This window comes from Roseobacter denitrificans OCh 114 (assembly GCF_000014045.1).
Classification (GTDB): domain Bacteria; phylum Pseudomonadota; class Alphaproteobacteria; order Rhodobacterales; family Rhodobacteraceae; genus Roseobacter; species Roseobacter denitrificans.
This window is the reverse complement of the sequence record NC_008209.1, coordinates 214501-228909: the sequence shown is the minus strand read 5'-3', so window position 1 is coordinate 228909 and position 14409 is coordinate 214501. Positions and strand designations below refer to the sequence as shown.

Annotated in this window: 13 protein-coding genes; 5 read left to right on the top strand and 8 right to left on the bottom strand. The window is 59.6% G+C overall.

Going from position 1 to position 14409, the window contains the following annotated elements; translation table 11 throughout:
- Positions 1-23: 23 nt before the first annotated feature.
- The 7 genes from leuB to RD1_RS01030 all read right to left on the bottom strand — a co-directional run bounded on the left by leuB (position 24) and on the right by RD1_RS01030 (position 7258).
- Positions 24-1130, bottom strand: a complete 1107-nt coding sequence (gene leuB / locus RD1_RS01060; protein ID WP_011566579.1) for a 3-isopropylmalate dehydrogenase — start codon at positions 1128-1130, stop codon at positions 24-26.
- Positions 1131-1202: 72 nt separating this feature from the next.
- Positions 1203-2435 (bottom strand): endonuclease/exonuclease/phosphatase family protein, encoded by a 1233-nt coding sequence (locus RD1_RS01055; protein ID WP_105880373.1) that lies wholly within the window; start codon positions 2433-2435, stop codon positions 1203-1205.
- 65 nt (positions 2436-2500) lie between these two features.
- Complete coding sequence (gene leuD / locus RD1_RS01050) at positions 2501-3106, bottom strand: 3-isopropylmalate dehydratase small subunit (protein WP_011566577.1); 606 nt, start codon at positions 3104-3106, stop codon at positions 2501-2503.
- A 218-nt stretch (positions 3107-3324) separates the two neighbouring features.
- A complete protein-coding gene (locus RD1_RS01045) occupies positions 3325-3960 on the bottom strand; it encodes a Crp/Fnr family transcriptional regulator (protein ID WP_011566576.1) in 636 nt (211 codons plus the stop codon).
- Between the two features lie 132 nt (positions 3961-4092).
- Positions 4093-5226 carry a Gfo/Idh/MocA family protein gene (locus RD1_RS01040; RefSeq protein ID WP_011566575.1) on the bottom strand — a complete coding sequence of 378 codons (1134 nt, stop codon included), beginning with the start codon at positions 5224-5226 and terminating at the stop codon, positions 4093-4095.
- Positions 5227-5239: 13 nt separating this feature from the next.
- Entirely contained in the window at positions 5240-6136 is an 897-nt protein-coding gene (locus RD1_RS01035) for a TIM barrel protein (protein ID WP_011566574.1), read from the bottom strand.
- 18 nt (positions 6137-6154) lie between these two features.
- Positions 6155-7258, bottom strand: coding sequence for a Gfo/Idh/MocA family protein (locus tag RD1_RS01030; RefSeq protein WP_011566573.1), 1104 nt, complete (start codon positions 7256-7258; stop codon positions 6155-6157).
- Positions 7259-7375: 117 nt separating this feature from the next.
- On the opposite strand from RD1_RS01030, the gene iolD reads away from it, so the two are divergent.
- The 5 genes from iolD to iolG are packed head-to-tail and all read left to right on the top strand — an operon-like array spanning position 7376 to position 12930.
- Positions 7376-9241: a 3D-(3,5/4)-trihydroxycyclohexane-1,2-dione acylhydrolase (decyclizing) gene (gene iolD / locus RD1_RS01025; protein ID WP_011566572.1), complete on the top strand. Its 1866-nt coding sequence runs from the start codon at positions 7376-7378 to the stop codon at positions 9239-9241.
- Positions 9241-10239 carry a 5-dehydro-2-deoxygluconokinase gene (gene iolC, locus RD1_RS01020; RefSeq protein WP_105880297.1) on the top strand — a complete coding sequence of 333 codons (999 nt, stop codon included), beginning with the start codon at positions 9241-9243 and terminating at the stop codon, positions 10237-10239. The genes iolD and iolC overlap by 1 nt, the downstream gene beginning before the upstream one ends.
- A gap of 4 nt (positions 10240-10243) precedes the next feature.
- On the top strand, positions 10244-11086 hold the full coding sequence (locus tag RD1_RS01015) for a 5-deoxy-glucuronate isomerase (protein ID WP_011566570.1): 843 nt from the start codon (positions 10244-10246) through the stop codon (positions 11084-11086).
- Positions 11083-11931 carry a class II fructose-bisphosphate aldolase gene (locus RD1_RS01010; RefSeq protein ID WP_011566569.1) on the top strand — a complete coding sequence of 283 codons (849 nt, stop codon included), beginning with the start codon at positions 11083-11085 and terminating at the stop codon, positions 11929-11931. The genes RD1_RS01015 and RD1_RS01010 overlap by 4 nt, the downstream gene beginning before the upstream one ends.
- 3 nt (positions 11932-11934) lie before the next feature.
- Complete coding sequence (gene iolG / locus RD1_RS01005; protein WP_011566568.1) at positions 11935-12930, top strand: inositol 2-dehydrogenase; 996 nt, start codon at positions 11935-11937, stop codon at positions 12928-12930.
- A 39-nt stretch (positions 12931-12969) separates the two neighbouring features.
- On the opposite strand, the gene RD1_RS01000 is transcribed toward iolG, so the two are convergent.
- A complete protein-coding gene (locus tag RD1_RS01000) occupies positions 12970-14409 on the bottom strand; it encodes a UdgX family uracil-DNA binding protein (RefSeq protein ID WP_011566567.1) in 1440 nt (479 codons plus the stop codon).

The window sequence follows — 14409 nt, the reverse complement described above, 5'->3', positions numbered from 1 at the left end:
CGCTGGATGCATAGCTGCTGTGCTTAGAGGCTCGCGTCCAGCGCCTTCAGGATCGCATCACCCATTTCGGTGGTGCTGATTGGTGTGCCGCCTTCTTCGCCCATCAGGTCTGCGGTGCGCGCGCCATTGGCAAGCACCGTCTCGATGGCAGCTTCAAGCCGTGCGGCCTCATCGCCCTGATCAAAGGAATAGCGCAGCGCCATCGCAAAGCTCAGGATGCAGGCAATCGGGTTGGCCTTTCCCTGCCCGGTGATATCGGGTGCTGACCCATGCACCGGCTCATAAAGCGCCTTGGGCCGACCATTCGCCGCCGGCGCGCCAAGGCTCGCCGATGGCAACATGCCCAATGAGCCGGTCAGCATCGCGGCGCAATCGGACAGAATATCGCCAAACAGGTTGTCCGTGAGGATCACATCGAACTGCTTGGGCGCGCGCACCAGCTGCATGGCGCCGTTGTCGGCGTACATATGGCTCAGTTCAACATCGGGGTAATCCTCGTCATGGACTTTCTGCACAACCTCACGCCAGAGGATGCCGCTTTCCATGACATTGGCTTTTTCCATCGAGCACACTTTGTTGTTCCGACGGCGCGCCAGTTCGAATGCGGAGCGTGCGACGCGGTCAATCTCGGATTCCGTATAGCGCTGTGTGTTGACGCCGACGCGCTCATTCCCCTCTTCAAAAATGCCGCGCGGCTCACCGAAATACACACCCGACGTCAATTCGCGCACGATCATGATGTCGAGTCCCGCAACGACGTCTTTCTTGAGGGATGAAAAATCCGCCAGCGCATCAAAACACTGTGCAGGCCGCAGATTGGAAAACAGGTCCATTTCCTTGCGCAGGCGCAGCAAGCCGCGTTCGGGTTTCACGCTGAAGTCGAGATCGTCGTATTTAGGTCCGCCAACCGCACCCAGCAAAACCGCATCAACCTGCAGCGCGCGCGCCATCGTTTCGTCATGCAGCGGTGTGCCATGTGCGTCATAGGCAGCACCGCCTACGAGGTCTTCACTGACGTCAAACGCAAGGTCGCGCTTGTCGCCGAACCATGCGATCACGCGCTTGACCTGCTCCATCACTTCGGGGCCGATTCCGTCACCCGGAAGAATTAAAAGGGAAGGGTTGGCCATGGCGGTTCTCCTGAAAAGTGGTCTGTAGCGCCCTACCGTGTGGGCGATGCAGGGTCAAGAAGGCCAAAGGCTTCAACGCGCCAGATCAACCCAGACAAGGCGATGGCGACTGGCGGTTTGCGCCACAACCCCCGCCGGGCCCGAGGGCCAGTAAACCCCCGCTTCCTGCACGCGCCAGTCGGACGAGGGAAAAACGTAATCAACCCGCATGTTGCCGGGCACCGGGTCATCCCAATCGGCGGTATCGAACGGGTCGCCCGTGGCTTCGGCGCTACCGGTGCTGGTCGGTTCGACATCCTGCAAACGCGGGTCGCTGATAAGGCTACGAATCGCGTTCTTGAGACCTTCGCCATCAACAGGATCCTGATTGAAATCCCCCAGCAGGACGAACTGACGATCCGGTGCCGGGCCAAAACTCCCGTCCAGATACCGCTGCCAAAAGACAATCTCATCATGGTTGCGTTTGCCGTTGCGATCCTCTGGCCCATCAAACACCGGCGGGCTGGCATGCAGTGTCATGAGCGTCACGCGACCAAGCCCGGGCACGTCGACGGGCACAACCCAGTGCCCGGTTGTCGACAAACGCTGGATCGCTTGCGCCTGCTCGGACGGAAAGGGTCCTGCCGCCGTTTGAGGCAGCAGGGCGCCTGGGAAATCCCGCCAGAGCATTGACGAAAAGTCCTGCACCTCATCCGTGACAATCGGGTATTTCGACAGGATCGCCATGCCGCCCTGACCCGAGAAAAAACCATAGCCCTGCGCATCCCGCGCCTCGGCACGGCGACGGTTTCCGTCCATATCAAGGTCGGTGCGCATGCCCGTATTCGGCAGCGCCGCAAACTGATAAGGGTAATCGAGGCCGACATCACGCAATACCTTGCTGAAAGCGGAAAGTGCCGCTCCGGTCAGGTCATAGTCGAAGCTTTGCAGGGCAACGATATCGGGTGCGATTGTGGTCAACACCGACGCCACCGCTTCAATTTGCGCGTCCTCTCCCCGGACGATGTCACGCAGCAAAAGGGCGGGCCCTTTCCGCTCCAACCCCGTGTTGAACGTGGCAACGCGCAGGGTTTCAGACCAGGCGCAGGCAGCATTCAGGCTGATCGCAGCCGTTAAAAGTAAACTGCGGGCGCTGACTGCGATGCGAACGCGCGACCTGCGCCTCGCCCTGCCCAAATGCGGATTTTCTTGTTTCGACAGCGCACGTTTCGAAATCCCGCGACTTTCCGGATACGCATCCGGCAGATCACGGGTCTTTTGAAACCAGCCCGAACGCAAACGGGCAGCATGCCGCAGAAACATCATATCGTTAACCATAAAGGCCAAGAACCTTTAACAGTGGTTAACGCATGGACGATATTACGTGGTGATCAGACCCAAGGGCGGGCTTGTGCCGCGCTTTGCTCAAAACTGTCGATCGCGCTGATCTTTTCCATCGTCAGACCGATATCGTCGAGACCTTCCATCAGGCAGCGCTTTTTGAACGGGTCCAGATCAAAGCTGAACACCTCACCGTCAGACGTGGTGACGGTCTGCGTCTCAAGGTCCACGGTCATCCGCGCATTCGCACCTTTTTCGGCATCCTTCATCAGAACATCGACCTGCTCTTGCGGCAGGGCAATGGGCAGGATGCCGTTTTTAAAGCAGTTGTTATAGAAGATATCCGCAAAAGACGGGGCAATCACGCAGCGGATGCCAAAATCCTTGATCGCCCAAGGCGCATGTTCGCGGCTGGACCCGCAGCCGAAGTTATCCCCGGCGACGATGATCTCTGCCTTCCGGTACGCATCTTGGTTCAGGACGAAATCGGGGATCTCGTTGCCGTCGTCATCATAGCGCATTTCGTCGAACAGATTGACACCAAGCCCCGAGCGTTTGATGGTTTTGAGAAACTGCTTTGGGATGATCATGTCCGTGTCGACGTTGATGAGCGGCAGCGGTGCCGCGATTCCGGTGAGTGTTGTGAACTTGTCCATCTGTTTTTCCTCGCTCCGCAGGGGGCCTTGGGTCGTTGGCGCTGATTAGGCCATTCGTTTGGCGCTGTGATGCCGTATTTCACCACAGTTTGCAATCACCAGAGGGGTGAGTTTGACCGCCGAAAAAAGAAAACGACACCAGCAAAGATCAGTGATCGCCCGGTTTGGCGCCTTCTGATTGCAATTATGCCGGTGCTGTGGATTGCTCGCGGCACCCGTCACGCCCCCGGTGCGGGTTCCACGGTCTTGCCGACATTCTCGATCAGGCGGTGCGTGATGATCCGCATCACTGCGATTCCAAAGCTGGGGTCTTCGAATTGCAGACGCATGAAATGCTTTTCATCAATGCTGTAGACCTGCGTGTCCTCGGTGCAGCGTGCCGTCGCGATGCGCGTGGCGGTATTGGTGAAGAAGGCGATTTCGCCAAAAATATCGCCAGCACATAAATCGACCTGCATCTCTTCGATGGAAACCCGGCCTTTGGCGATGAAGTACAGTTGATCCACCGGATCACCGCGCTGGAAAACCACCTCACCGGCCTTGATCGTCTTCCGCTTTCCATAGGCCTTGATGATGGAAAAATCCGATTCTGTGGACACAGTTGCGCGGCTCAGTTTTCCACGCAACGCAAGAACCTGCCAAAGTCGGTAGATGTTGATGGGCAGCAATATCAGCTCCATCGCCAGCAGCGGCCAAAGCTGCAGGGTAAAGGCATAGGCCGCGAAACAGACAGATGACGCGATCGCCAGCAGTCGAAGCGGCAGCATCGTGGCCACCGAATAGGACGCGACCGTCAGGATGGACGCCAGCCAGCCAACCGCTTCAATCCAGTGAAGGTTTGCAAAATGATCCATCAGCTTCCCCTGTTATACGCATGGGAGATGCCAACGCGACGACGGCATCATACGTCTACGTACGGTAAATTCGACCCCCAACAAACAGGGAAACGGCAGCGTGAATCGAGCGCCGGTGCGACACTGTCTTGTTCATCGCAGGCTTGGTGGGCGGGCATCCACCCATTTGCCATCCTGAACGGCAGAGTCCACCGCAGCATAAACCGCCGCCATGGAGCGCAGGCCATCCTCGGCCGTGGGCAAGCTGTCGCGTCGCTGCCCGCGGATTGCGGCGGCCAGATCAACATAGATATTGGCGACGGCCAGCGGGAACCCTTCGGGATGCGCAATGGCGACACGGCTCAGGCGCGCGGCTTCGTCAGACAGACCTGCTTCGCCTTTTTCCATGATCTGCGTGCGCCCGCCAACGGGGGTGTAGAAAACCTGGTTCGGCTGTTCGGACGCCCACCGCATGCCCCCGGTTTCGCCAAAGACCTGAATGTCAAACCCGTGCTGGCGACCAATGGCGACCGAAGATGACCACAGCCGCCCGACCGTGCCGCCTTCCATGCGAAAATTCACCATCGCATCGTCCTCAAGAACCCGGCTGTCGATGGTCGAAGCGAAATCCGCCGACAGGCTGCGCACCTCATCCCCGGCAATGAAGCTGGCCATATGCAGCGCGTGAATGCCGCAATCCGCAAATTGCCCCGACACGCCCGCCATCGCCGGATCATACCGCCAGCGCACGCGCGGGTTATCCGCATCCGTCGCATCGCCGTGGTGCCCATGGCTGAAGTTGGTCACGATCAGCCGCACCTTGCCGATCTCACCAGCGGCCACCATCTGCCGCATCTGGCGCACCATCGGGTAGGCTGAATAGCAGTAATTGACCGCGCAGATCTTGCCGGATGCTTTCGCCACGCGGACGATCTCTTCGCCCTGATCTACGGTCATGGTCATGGGCTTTTCGCACAGCACGTTGAACCCGGCCTCAAGAAAGGCCTTTGTGATCTCAAAATGTGTGGAATTTGGCGTGGCCACGGTGATCAGGTCCAGCCGATCCGGGTGGTTCTTTTCCCCCTCCAGCATGTCCTGCCAATTGGCATAGGAACGCTGCGCCGACACGCCAAGGCTTTGCGCATAGGCTTTGCCTTTTTCCGCGTCCACGTCCAGCGCGCCCGCCGCCAGAACGAAATTGCCATCAGCCTGCGCGCCGAGACGGTGCGCGGGGCCAATCTGGCTGCCTTCGCCGCCGCCGATCATACCCCAGTTCAATCGTGTCATATCCGCTTCTTTCTCAGCTAAAACCGATGGTTTCGAGATAGGCCCGGTTCAGCTTGGCATCCCGCAGCGAATCCGTATCGGGCAAGGTCGGGTCGCAATCCTGTTCGACGGTGCACCAGCCGTCAAACCCGCTCTCCAGCAGGATTTCGCGCACCCTTGGGAAATCCACATCCCCGTCCCCAAGGTTGCAAAAGATACCCTGCCCGCAGGCGTCATAAAACCCGGTGCTCTTGGCGATGACATCCGCTTTTACAACCGGATCGATGTCCTTGAAATGCATGTAGCTGATGCGGCCGATGTGTTTTTCCATAAAGGCGACGGGGTCAAAGCCCGCGTAGGAATGGTGGCCGGTATCAAAACATATCTTGAGCGTGTTCTCGTCGATCTCGTTCATGAGCCGCTCAAGTTCGGGTTCAAAATCGAGAAAGCCTGCTGCGTGCGCATGCATGCCGACGGTCAGCCCGTAGTCTTCGGCACCGATGCGCGCGACGGCGGCGATGCGATCCCGAAACGCGCTCCATTCCGCCTTGTCCATCTGTTCGGCATCATTCGCGCGGCCCGCAGTGCCAGCCCGTCGCGGCGAGGTGGAATCGATCAGAACCAGATGCTCCGCCCCATGCGCCTTGAGCGCTTTGCAGGTGCGCACCGCGGCATCCAGCACATCATCCCAGGCCGCCGGGTCATGAAAGGGGCGGAACACCACGCCACCGATCAGGCTCAGATCATACTCCGCCAAAGCGTCTGCCAGTATCGCCGGGTCCTCCGGGACATAGCCCACAGGACCAAGTTCGATGCCCTTGTATCCGGCTTCGGCGTTCTCACGCAGAACATCGCGCCACGCGGGGTTGCGCGGGTCGTCCGCAAACTCCACACCCCATGAACAGGGGGCATTGCCTATTTTGATGGTCATTTGTCTGCTCCCTTCGGGTTAGCCGTGGTTGACATCTTGCCATGCGCGCGCCGCATGAGATCGGCGCGCCGCCTCTACGATATTGGAAACCTCAAGCCCGTCACGAAACGTCGGCCAACGCGATTTGCCCGCTTCGATTGCAGCAAGAAAGTCTCGCGCCTCGATGATGATCTGGTCCTGATACCCGGTGCCGTGTCCCGGTCCCTGACAAAAGGGTTCGTAATCGGGATGCGCGGGGCCAGTCAGGATCTTGCGAAAACCGCGCTGCGCCTCAGGGCCTTCGGCTTTGTAGAGCCACAGCGCATTTTGATCCTCCTGATCAAAGCGGATGGCTCCCCGGGTGCCGGTGACCTCGTAGATATAGCCCATCTTGCGCCCTGTCGCCGTGCGGCTGAAAAAAAGATGGCCCATCGCGCCATTCGTGAAACGGCACATGATCTGGCCCTGATCGTCATTCGTGACGGGCGCGCCGCCGCGGGTTTTGTGCACCGTTTCGATCTCGGCCATTACCGACCCAATCGGTCCGATCAGCGCAAGGGCCGCGTTGATCATATGCGGGGCAAGATCGCCCATGCAGCCATTGGAATCCCCTTGTGCGCGCCATGTCGCTGGCGCATCAGGATCGGCGTAGAAATCCTCTGTATGTTCGCCCCGAAACCATGTGATGTCGCCAATTTCGCCTTCGGCGATCAGCGCGCGCGCATATTGCGACGCTGGCGTGCGGATATAGTTGAACCCGATCATATTCACCGCGCGTGCCGCCTCAACGGCTTGCACCATTTCCTTGCCGTCTTCGACGGAGCGACCGAGCGGTTTTTCACAAAATACCGGTTTGCCCAAAGCCGCCGCAGCCCGCGTTATTTCAAGGTGTGTTTCGGGCGGGGATGCGATCACGATGGCTTGCACATCCGCATCCGCCACCAACACGCGCCAGTCCCCCGTGCTGCGCGCAAAACCATATGATTTTGCATAACTTGCAGCGGAAGATTCGGTTGAGGCCGCGACCATTTCCAGACGGGGACGTAGGGTTGTGTCAAACACTGCCCCGACGGCGCTGAAAGCCACCGCATGCGCTTTGCCCATATAGCCACCGCCGATAATGCCTATTCCGATCTCGGCCATGACTGTCCCCAAAAAAGATATTGCAACCGGTTGCAACACGGGTATCTATAAATGACGCATCAGGTCAAGCGTCAATCAGCGCTGACCTGTCATAATGCATTCATGGGGGCTCGGACGATGACGGACAAGACCATTCGCCTGACAACGGCACAGGCGATCATTCGCTATCTGAACGCACAGTTCATTGAGATTGACGGTGAACGCGTCAGGCTTTGCGGCGGGGGTTTTGGCATTTTTGGGCATGGTAATGTGACCTGTCTGGGCGAAGCGCTTTTTGACGTGAAAGACACGCTGCCTCTTTATCGCGGCCAGAATGAGCAGGGCATGGGATTCGCTGCCGCTGCCTATGCGAAATACCACCTGCGTCAGCGGTTCATGTTTTGCACCGCCTCGGCGGGTCCGGGCACGTCAAACCTGATGACTGCCGCCGCGCTGGCCCATACCAACCGCTTGCCGATGCTGATGCTGTGCGGGGATACGTTCCTGACCCGCCTGCCTGATCCGGTGCTTCAGCAGATCGAGCACTATGGCAATCCGGCCTATGGGCTGAACGATGGTTTCCGCGCGGTTTCACGGTATTGGGACAGGATCACCCATCCCGCGCAGGTGATCCAATCGCTGCCCGCAGCCATCGCGACCATGCTGGACCCGGCAGATTGCGGCCCGGCCTTTATCGCACTGCCGCAGGATGTGCAGGGCTGGGCCTATGATTATCCCGAGGCTCTGTTCGAAGAGAAGACGCACCGCATCCGCCGTCAAACCCCGGACCCCGACGAGATCGCAGACGCAGCGGCCCTGTTGCGTGCGGCTGAGCGCCCGGTGATTATCGCAGGGGGCGGCGTGCAATATTCGCGGGCCGTGGCAGAACTCACCGCCTTTGCAGAGGCCCATGATATCCCCGTCATAGAAACCATTGCCGGTCGCGCAAACCTGCATGACACGCATCCGCTCAATATCGGACCGGTGGGCGTCACGGGGTCGGACAGCGCCAATGCCGTGGCCGAAGCGGCGGATGTCATCCTCTCCGTCGGTTCTCGGTTGCAGGACTTCACCACCGGGTCATGGACCGCCTTTGCCAAGGACGCGCGCATCGTATCTCTGAATGCCGCACGCCATGATGCAGGCAAACATATGTCGCTGCCCGTGGTCGGTGATGCAAAGCTGGGGATTGCCGCACTCGGCACCGCATTGGCAGGCTACAGAGCGCCAGAAAGCTGGACAGGGTTTGCCAAAGAAGAACGCCAGAAGTGGAACGCCTATGTGGCGGAAAACGTAAAGCCGGGCAACCGGCCAAACTCCTATGCGCAGGCAGTTGGCGTCGTCAATGCGCTCTGCGATAAACGCGACCGTGTGGTTGCCGCAGCGGGTGGTTTGCCCGCCGAAGTCACCGCAAACTGGCGCACGCTTGATATCGGCACGGTGGATGTGGAATTCGGATTTTCCTGCATGGGATACGAAATTTCCGGCGGTTGGGGCGCGCGGATCGCCCAGTCCGAAAAGGAGCCGGATCAGGACACGATCGTCTTTTGCGGGGATGGCTCCTACCTGCTGATGAATTCGGACATTTACTCGTCCGTCCTGACGCAGAAAAAGATGATCTTGCTGGTGCTCGACAACGGTGGCTTTGCCGTCATCAACAAGTTGCAGAACAACACCGGCAATCAGAGTTTCAACAACCTGTTCGAGGACACACCGACCATACCTGAAGCCTTTGCCGTGGACTTCGTGGCGCATGCGGCGTCCATGGGCGCGCACGCGATGCGCGCCGATAATGCAGCTGAATTGGGCGCGGCATTCAAGGCCGCCAAGGCAGCGGACAAGACAACGGTGATCGTGATGAATGTGGACGCCTATGACGGTTGGACCACCCAAGGCCACACGTGGTGGGAAGTCGGTACGCCCGAAGTATCCGACCACCAATCCGTGCGCGAAAAACATGCCGAAATCGAGGCCAGCCGCGCCAAACAACGTAGGGGCGTCTAGTGACAGGCATCAGCCAGACCGAGTTGCGCGAGGGTATCGCGCAAAAGAACTTTGTCATTCTGGGGCGCGCAGGCATGGATATGTTTGCCCATCCCCCCGGCGTCAAAAGCGAAGAGGCCGAGGTGTTCCACGCCGACCTCGGTGGCTCATCCGCCAATATCGCGGCGGGCTTGTGTAAACTGGGCTGTGCCGCGTCACTGGTCACATCGGTATCCGATGACGCGGTGGGGCGATTTTGTATAAACAGGATGAAACACTACGGGGTAGGGACAGAATATGTGCGTTCCGTCGCGGGGGAGTTCCGCAATTCGCTGGCGATTTATGAAAGCTGCATCGAGGACTTTCAGAACGTGATCTACCGCAACGGCGCGGCGGACTTTCAGGTCACGACCGACGATATGGCGGCGGTCGATTTCTCGCCCTTCGGGGCCCTCGTCACCGCAGGCACGGTCTTTGCGGCGGAACCTTCACGTTCGGCCACCTTTGCCGCCTTTGAAACCGCGCGCGCCCGCAAGTTGCCCGTGATCTTTGACATCGACTATCGCCCCTATTCCTGGCCCTCCCCCGAGGTTGCCGCGGATGTCTTGTCCCGCGCGGGTGCTGCCAGCGACATGATCGTGGGCAATGACGAAGAATTCGGTTTCATGGCAGGCGACATCGCCAAGGGTCTCGAAAAGGCGCAGTCGCTGGCGGAAAACGGCGTGGCCATCGTGATCTACAAGATGGGCGAAAAGGGGGCTGTGACCTTTGCCGGCGGTCAGGAAATACACACCGGCATTTATCCGGTCACAGCGGTGAAACCCAATGGTGCGGGGGACAGTTTCATGGCCGGGTTGCTCTCCGGCATCGCCGAAGGGTTGGATTTGCAAGACGCCGTGCTGCGCGGATCGGCCTGCGCGTCCATCGTTGTCGCCAAACCCGGCTGCGCGCCCGCCATGCCCACGCACGATCAACTGGCCGCGTTTCTGGCCGAACACCCCGGCCCAACGAAAGGCTAAGCCCATGCATATCGCCCCTTTTGACAATCAGAACAAACCCATCGTGGATGCGGGCGACAGCCTTGTCCCGCTGAATTATTTCAACATCGTCAAGCTGAAAAAGGGCGAAAGCTTTGGATACGCGGTGCCCGGTTATGAAACCTGCATTGCCCCCGCCACGGGCCTGCTGGATGTCGCCACCGGCGGGTTCGAGGCCAAGAACCTCGGTGGGCGCGGTGTCGATGTCTGGGATGGTGAGCCCGAAGGTGTCTATGTCCCCAGCGGACAGGAGGCGCGTTTTACCTGCCTGTCGGACAGCGCCGAGGTCTTTGTCGCGGGCGCCAAGTTTGACGAGGTCTTGGAACCATTTGCCGTGCGCGCCGATGAGATTGATCTGGTGCAATATGGGTCGGACGACACCAAGACGCACCGCAAGATCAAACATATCCTTGGTGCCAACCAGCATGAACGCGTGGGGCGACTGCTGGTGTCAGAACTGTTCACCGTCGGTGCGGGCGGGTGGTCCGGATTCCCCAGCCATAAGCACGACACGGACCGCCTGCCGGATGAGACACGGCATGACGAAACCTATAACTTTCGCTTCAAGCCGAACTACGGGTCTGGCCTCCAGATGCTGCAGCGCGAAGATAACGAACCGGGCGACGCCTATCATATCGTCGACGGCTCGACGATCTGCATCGACAAGGGCTATCACCCTTGTTGTGTGCTGCCGGGGTATGAAATGTACTATTTCACCATTCTTGGCGGTCTGAGCCAGCGCAGCCTGAAACAGTATTTCCAGCCCACCCATGCCGAGCAATTACACACCATCCCCGGCATCATGGATATGGTGGCAAAGTTCAAATGACACTCGCAACCCTTACGGATGTCCTGCGCCCGGCCTTGCGCGATGGCTACGCCGTCGGTGGCCTTGTGACCCTTGGCTGGGAAGACATGCGCGCCTACGTGCGTGCCGCCGAAGCCGAGGGGCTGCCCGTGATCCTTCAGGCGGGGCCGTCGTGCCGCAAACACACGCCCCTGCCGGTTTTGGGCAAGATGTTCCGCCATCTTGCCGATAGCGTGTCCGTTCCGGTCGTGGCCCATCTTGATCACGGCTACACCTTTGATGAATGTCGCGAAGCACTGGATAGTGGCTTTACCTCACTGATGTTTGATGGCTCCCGGCTTGGCCTGTCTGAAAACATCGACCAGACCGCGCGCATTGCCGAGATGGCCCATGCGGCCGGTATCTCTTGCGAAGGGGAGATCGGGTTCGTGGGCTATGCTGAGGGCGAAAACTCGCAAGGGACGGACCCTGCGGAAGCTGTCAAATTCGCCAAGGACAGCGGCGTCGATGCGATGGCCATATCGGTGGGCAATGTCCATCTGCAGCAAAATCAGGAAGGCGGATTGGACGAGGCCCGCATCCGCGCCATCGAGGCGGTAACCGATGTGCCGCTTGTAATTCACGGCGGCTCTGGCGTGCCACCCGAACAGCGCAGCGCGCTGGCCCGGAATTCCAGCATCTGCAAATTCAACATCGGAACCGAGTTGCGCATGGTCTTTGGTCAGGCCCTGCGCGCGGCTGTGGCAGTTGATCCTGACCGCTTTGACCGCGTGCAGATCCTGAGCGATGTCGAAGCCCCCATAGAGGCGGCTGCCCGCACGGCCTTGCGTGCCATCGGACCCGCGCAAGACACCAACAAAGGATAGAAGATGATCTCAATCGGTTTATTGGGCTGCGGGCGCATCGGTCAGGTCCATGCAGGTAGCATCGCACGAATGGGCAATGCCCGTCTGACTGCTGTGGCGGATGCCGTGCCAGAGGCGGCGCAAAAGCTGGCCGAAACCTCTGGTGCACAGACGCGCACCGCCGAGGATATCATCGCCGCGACGGATATTGACGCGGTCATCGTCGCCACCCCCACGTCACTGCACTATGATCAGATTCACGCGCTTGCCGCCGCCGGAAAGGCGATCTTCTGCGAAAAGCCGATTGATCTGTCCTCGGACCGTGCCGCGGAATGTATGGCGGCGGTTACCAAGGCAGGCGTGCCCTTCATGACCGCGTTCAACCGGCGGTTTGATCCGCATTTCGCGCATCTTCAGGCGCAGGTGGCCGATGGGGTGATCGGGGATGCGGAACTGCTGGTCATCACATCGCGGGACCCCGCGCCACCCCCTCTGTCCTATATCCGCCAATCCGGTGGGCTGTTCCGGGACATGATGATCCATGATTTTGACATGGCCCGCTTTATTCTGGGCGAGGACCCGGTCGACATCTACGCCGCTGGCGCCTGCCTAGTTGACCCCGGGATTGCCACCGCTGGCGATATCGACAGTGCCATGGTCACGCTCAAGACAGCGTCGGGCAAGCTGTGTCAGATCAACAATTCACGCCGCGCGACCTATGGCTATGATCAACGCCTCGAAGTACATGGATCAAAGGGCATGTTGCAGGTGTCAAATCAGGTTGAAAATCTGGTGACCCACGCCGCCACAGCCGGGTTTGCATCCGCGCCCAACCAGCATTTCTTTCTTGAGCGGTATCAGGCCGCCTACCTTGCGGAGTTGCGCAGCTTTGTGGATGCTTTGACCAAGGGTGCCGCACCGCAGCCGTCGGTCGCGGACGGGGTCGCGGCACAACGCATGGCAGACGCGGCAGCAGAATCGCTTGCAACGGGCAAGCCTGTCAAACTCGCCATGTCATAACGCAGGTTGCTGGAATTTCCGCGGCTGATCGACAAGGGATTAACGCGCGGCGAGGGCTTTGCCTTTGTACTCTAGTGCCATGCGCAGATCGCACGCCAGTTCCTGCGTTGCCGCCATGCGCTGGGTGTCATCGCGCAGGCGCAACAGATATGACGGATGCCAGGTGATCAGCACCGGTATCCCTGCCTCGCCCGTTTCAATCCTGCCGCGCCGCGCTGAAATCGCCTTGCCCGAACCGGTCAACGCAGCGGCTGCAGTTGCACCCATGGCCACAACCAGATCGGGCGCAACCTCGCGCAATTCAGCGTCCAGCCACCACTTGCAATGGGCCACTTCACCCTGATTGGGGCGCTGGTGGATACGTTTGCGCCCGCGCGGTGTGAATTTGAAATGCTTCACGGCATTGGTGATGAACACCTTCCCCCTGTCCAGCCCGGCATCCGCCGCAATGCTGTCAAAAAGCTGACCCGCAGGCCCGACAAAAGGCCGCCCGATCAGATCCTCCTGATCGCCCGGCTGCTCGCCGACAATCATCAGCCTTGCATCCAACGGTCCCTCCCCCGGAACCGCTTGCGTTGCCGTCTTGTGCAACGGGCAGCGCGTGCATCCGGCGATGGCCTTCGGGAGCGATCCCGGCGGGCCGTCCCATACACTTTCATGGGCCGCTTGTTGTGCCTGAATGGCGCTGATGCGCGTGGGCGGCAGAGTGGGCGCGGCCAGTGCCATTTGGCGCGCCCGTTCGGGGGCAGAGGCGATCAGATCCGGAATTGCCGCCGCCTCAGGCATGTTTTTCCAGTACTTCTTGGGCATTTCAGACTGCATCGCCTGCACCTTGAGCCGGGCAGGGTTAAAGATATTGCGGAAATAAGTGACCCATAGCGTTTCGCTGGCATCCTCGGGGAGGTCTGGTTTCGGGTGATCTTCCAAAAACCGCAGCGCCCCGTTCTCGAAAAAGACCGAAACATCCGGCGTCAGGATACGCCAGTCCATATCCGCAAATCGGCGGACGAAAAACTGCGCGGTGGGTTCGATGGTATGGTGCGTCGGCTCAAACCATGCGGCAAAGGACCGCCTGTTATCGCCGGGCGCGCCGATTTCGCGAAACCGAACAAAGGCTTTCATCTTGTGCTGACACCGACGCACGTTTTTTTCCATGCTCCGCAGTTTGGCAAGCTGCGCGTCACCCCGGTCCGTCATCAGGTGCGGTGCGTCTTTCAACCGCCACAAAAACGCGTAGAGTCGGGCAAAGCGGGATGGATCACTATGCCAGACAACGGTGTTGGCCATCGACACGAAAGACCGCGGCACAGTCACCCTGCCCGGCGCGACGAGTGGCGCAGGCGTTTCGAAAAGACCCGGTTCGGTTGTGCTGTCGCCCCACGTGATCTGCGCGGGCGGGACAGCAGCGCTAAGAAATCCGCGTGCGGCATCACGCCATGCCTCTGCGGTGCCTATGCGCGGCAAGCTGACGTGGGGCAC

Bases quoted from the DNA above. Each gene is read 5' to 3' on its own strand.
- leuB (WP_011566579.1), bottom strand. From the start codon at position 1,130: ATGGCCAACCCTTCCCTTTTAATTCTTCCGGGTGACGGAATCGGCCCC.
- RD1_RS01055 (WP_105880373.1), bottom strand. From the start codon at position 2,435: ATGATGTTTCTGCGGCATGCTGCCCGTTTGCGTTCGGGCTGGTTTCAA.
- leuD (WP_011566577.1), bottom strand. From the start codon at position 3,106: ATGGACAAGTTCACAACACTCACCGGAATCGCGGCACCGCTGCCGCTC.
- RD1_RS01045 (WP_011566576.1), bottom strand. From the start codon at position 3,960: ATGGATCATTTTGCAAACCTTCACTGGATTGAAGCGGTTGGCTGGCTG.
- RD1_RS01040 (WP_011566575.1), bottom strand. From the start codon at position 5,226: ATGACACGATTGAACTGGGGTATGATCGGCGGCGGCGAAGGCAGCCAG.
- RD1_RS01035 (WP_011566574.1), bottom strand. From the start codon at position 6,136: ATGACCATCAAAATAGGCAATGCCCCCTGTTCATGGGGTGTGGAGTTT.
- RD1_RS01030 (WP_011566573.1), bottom strand. From the start codon at position 7,258: ATGGCCGAGATCGGAATAGGCATTATCGGCGGTGGCTATATGGGCAAA.
- iolD (WP_011566572.1), top strand. From the start codon at position 7,376: ATGACGGACAAGACCATTCGCCTGACAACGGCACAGGCGATCATTCGC.
- RD1_RS01015 (WP_011566570.1), top strand. From the start codon at position 10,244: ATGCATATCGCCCCTTTTGACAATCAGAACAAACCCATCGTGGATGCG.
- RD1_RS01010 (WP_011566569.1), top strand. From the start codon at position 11,083: ATGACACTCGCAACCCTTACGGATGTCCTGCGCCCGGCCTTGCGCGAT.
- iolG (WP_011566568.1), top strand. From the start codon at position 11,935: ATGATCTCAATCGGTTTATTGGGCTGCGGGCGCATCGGTCAGGTCCAT.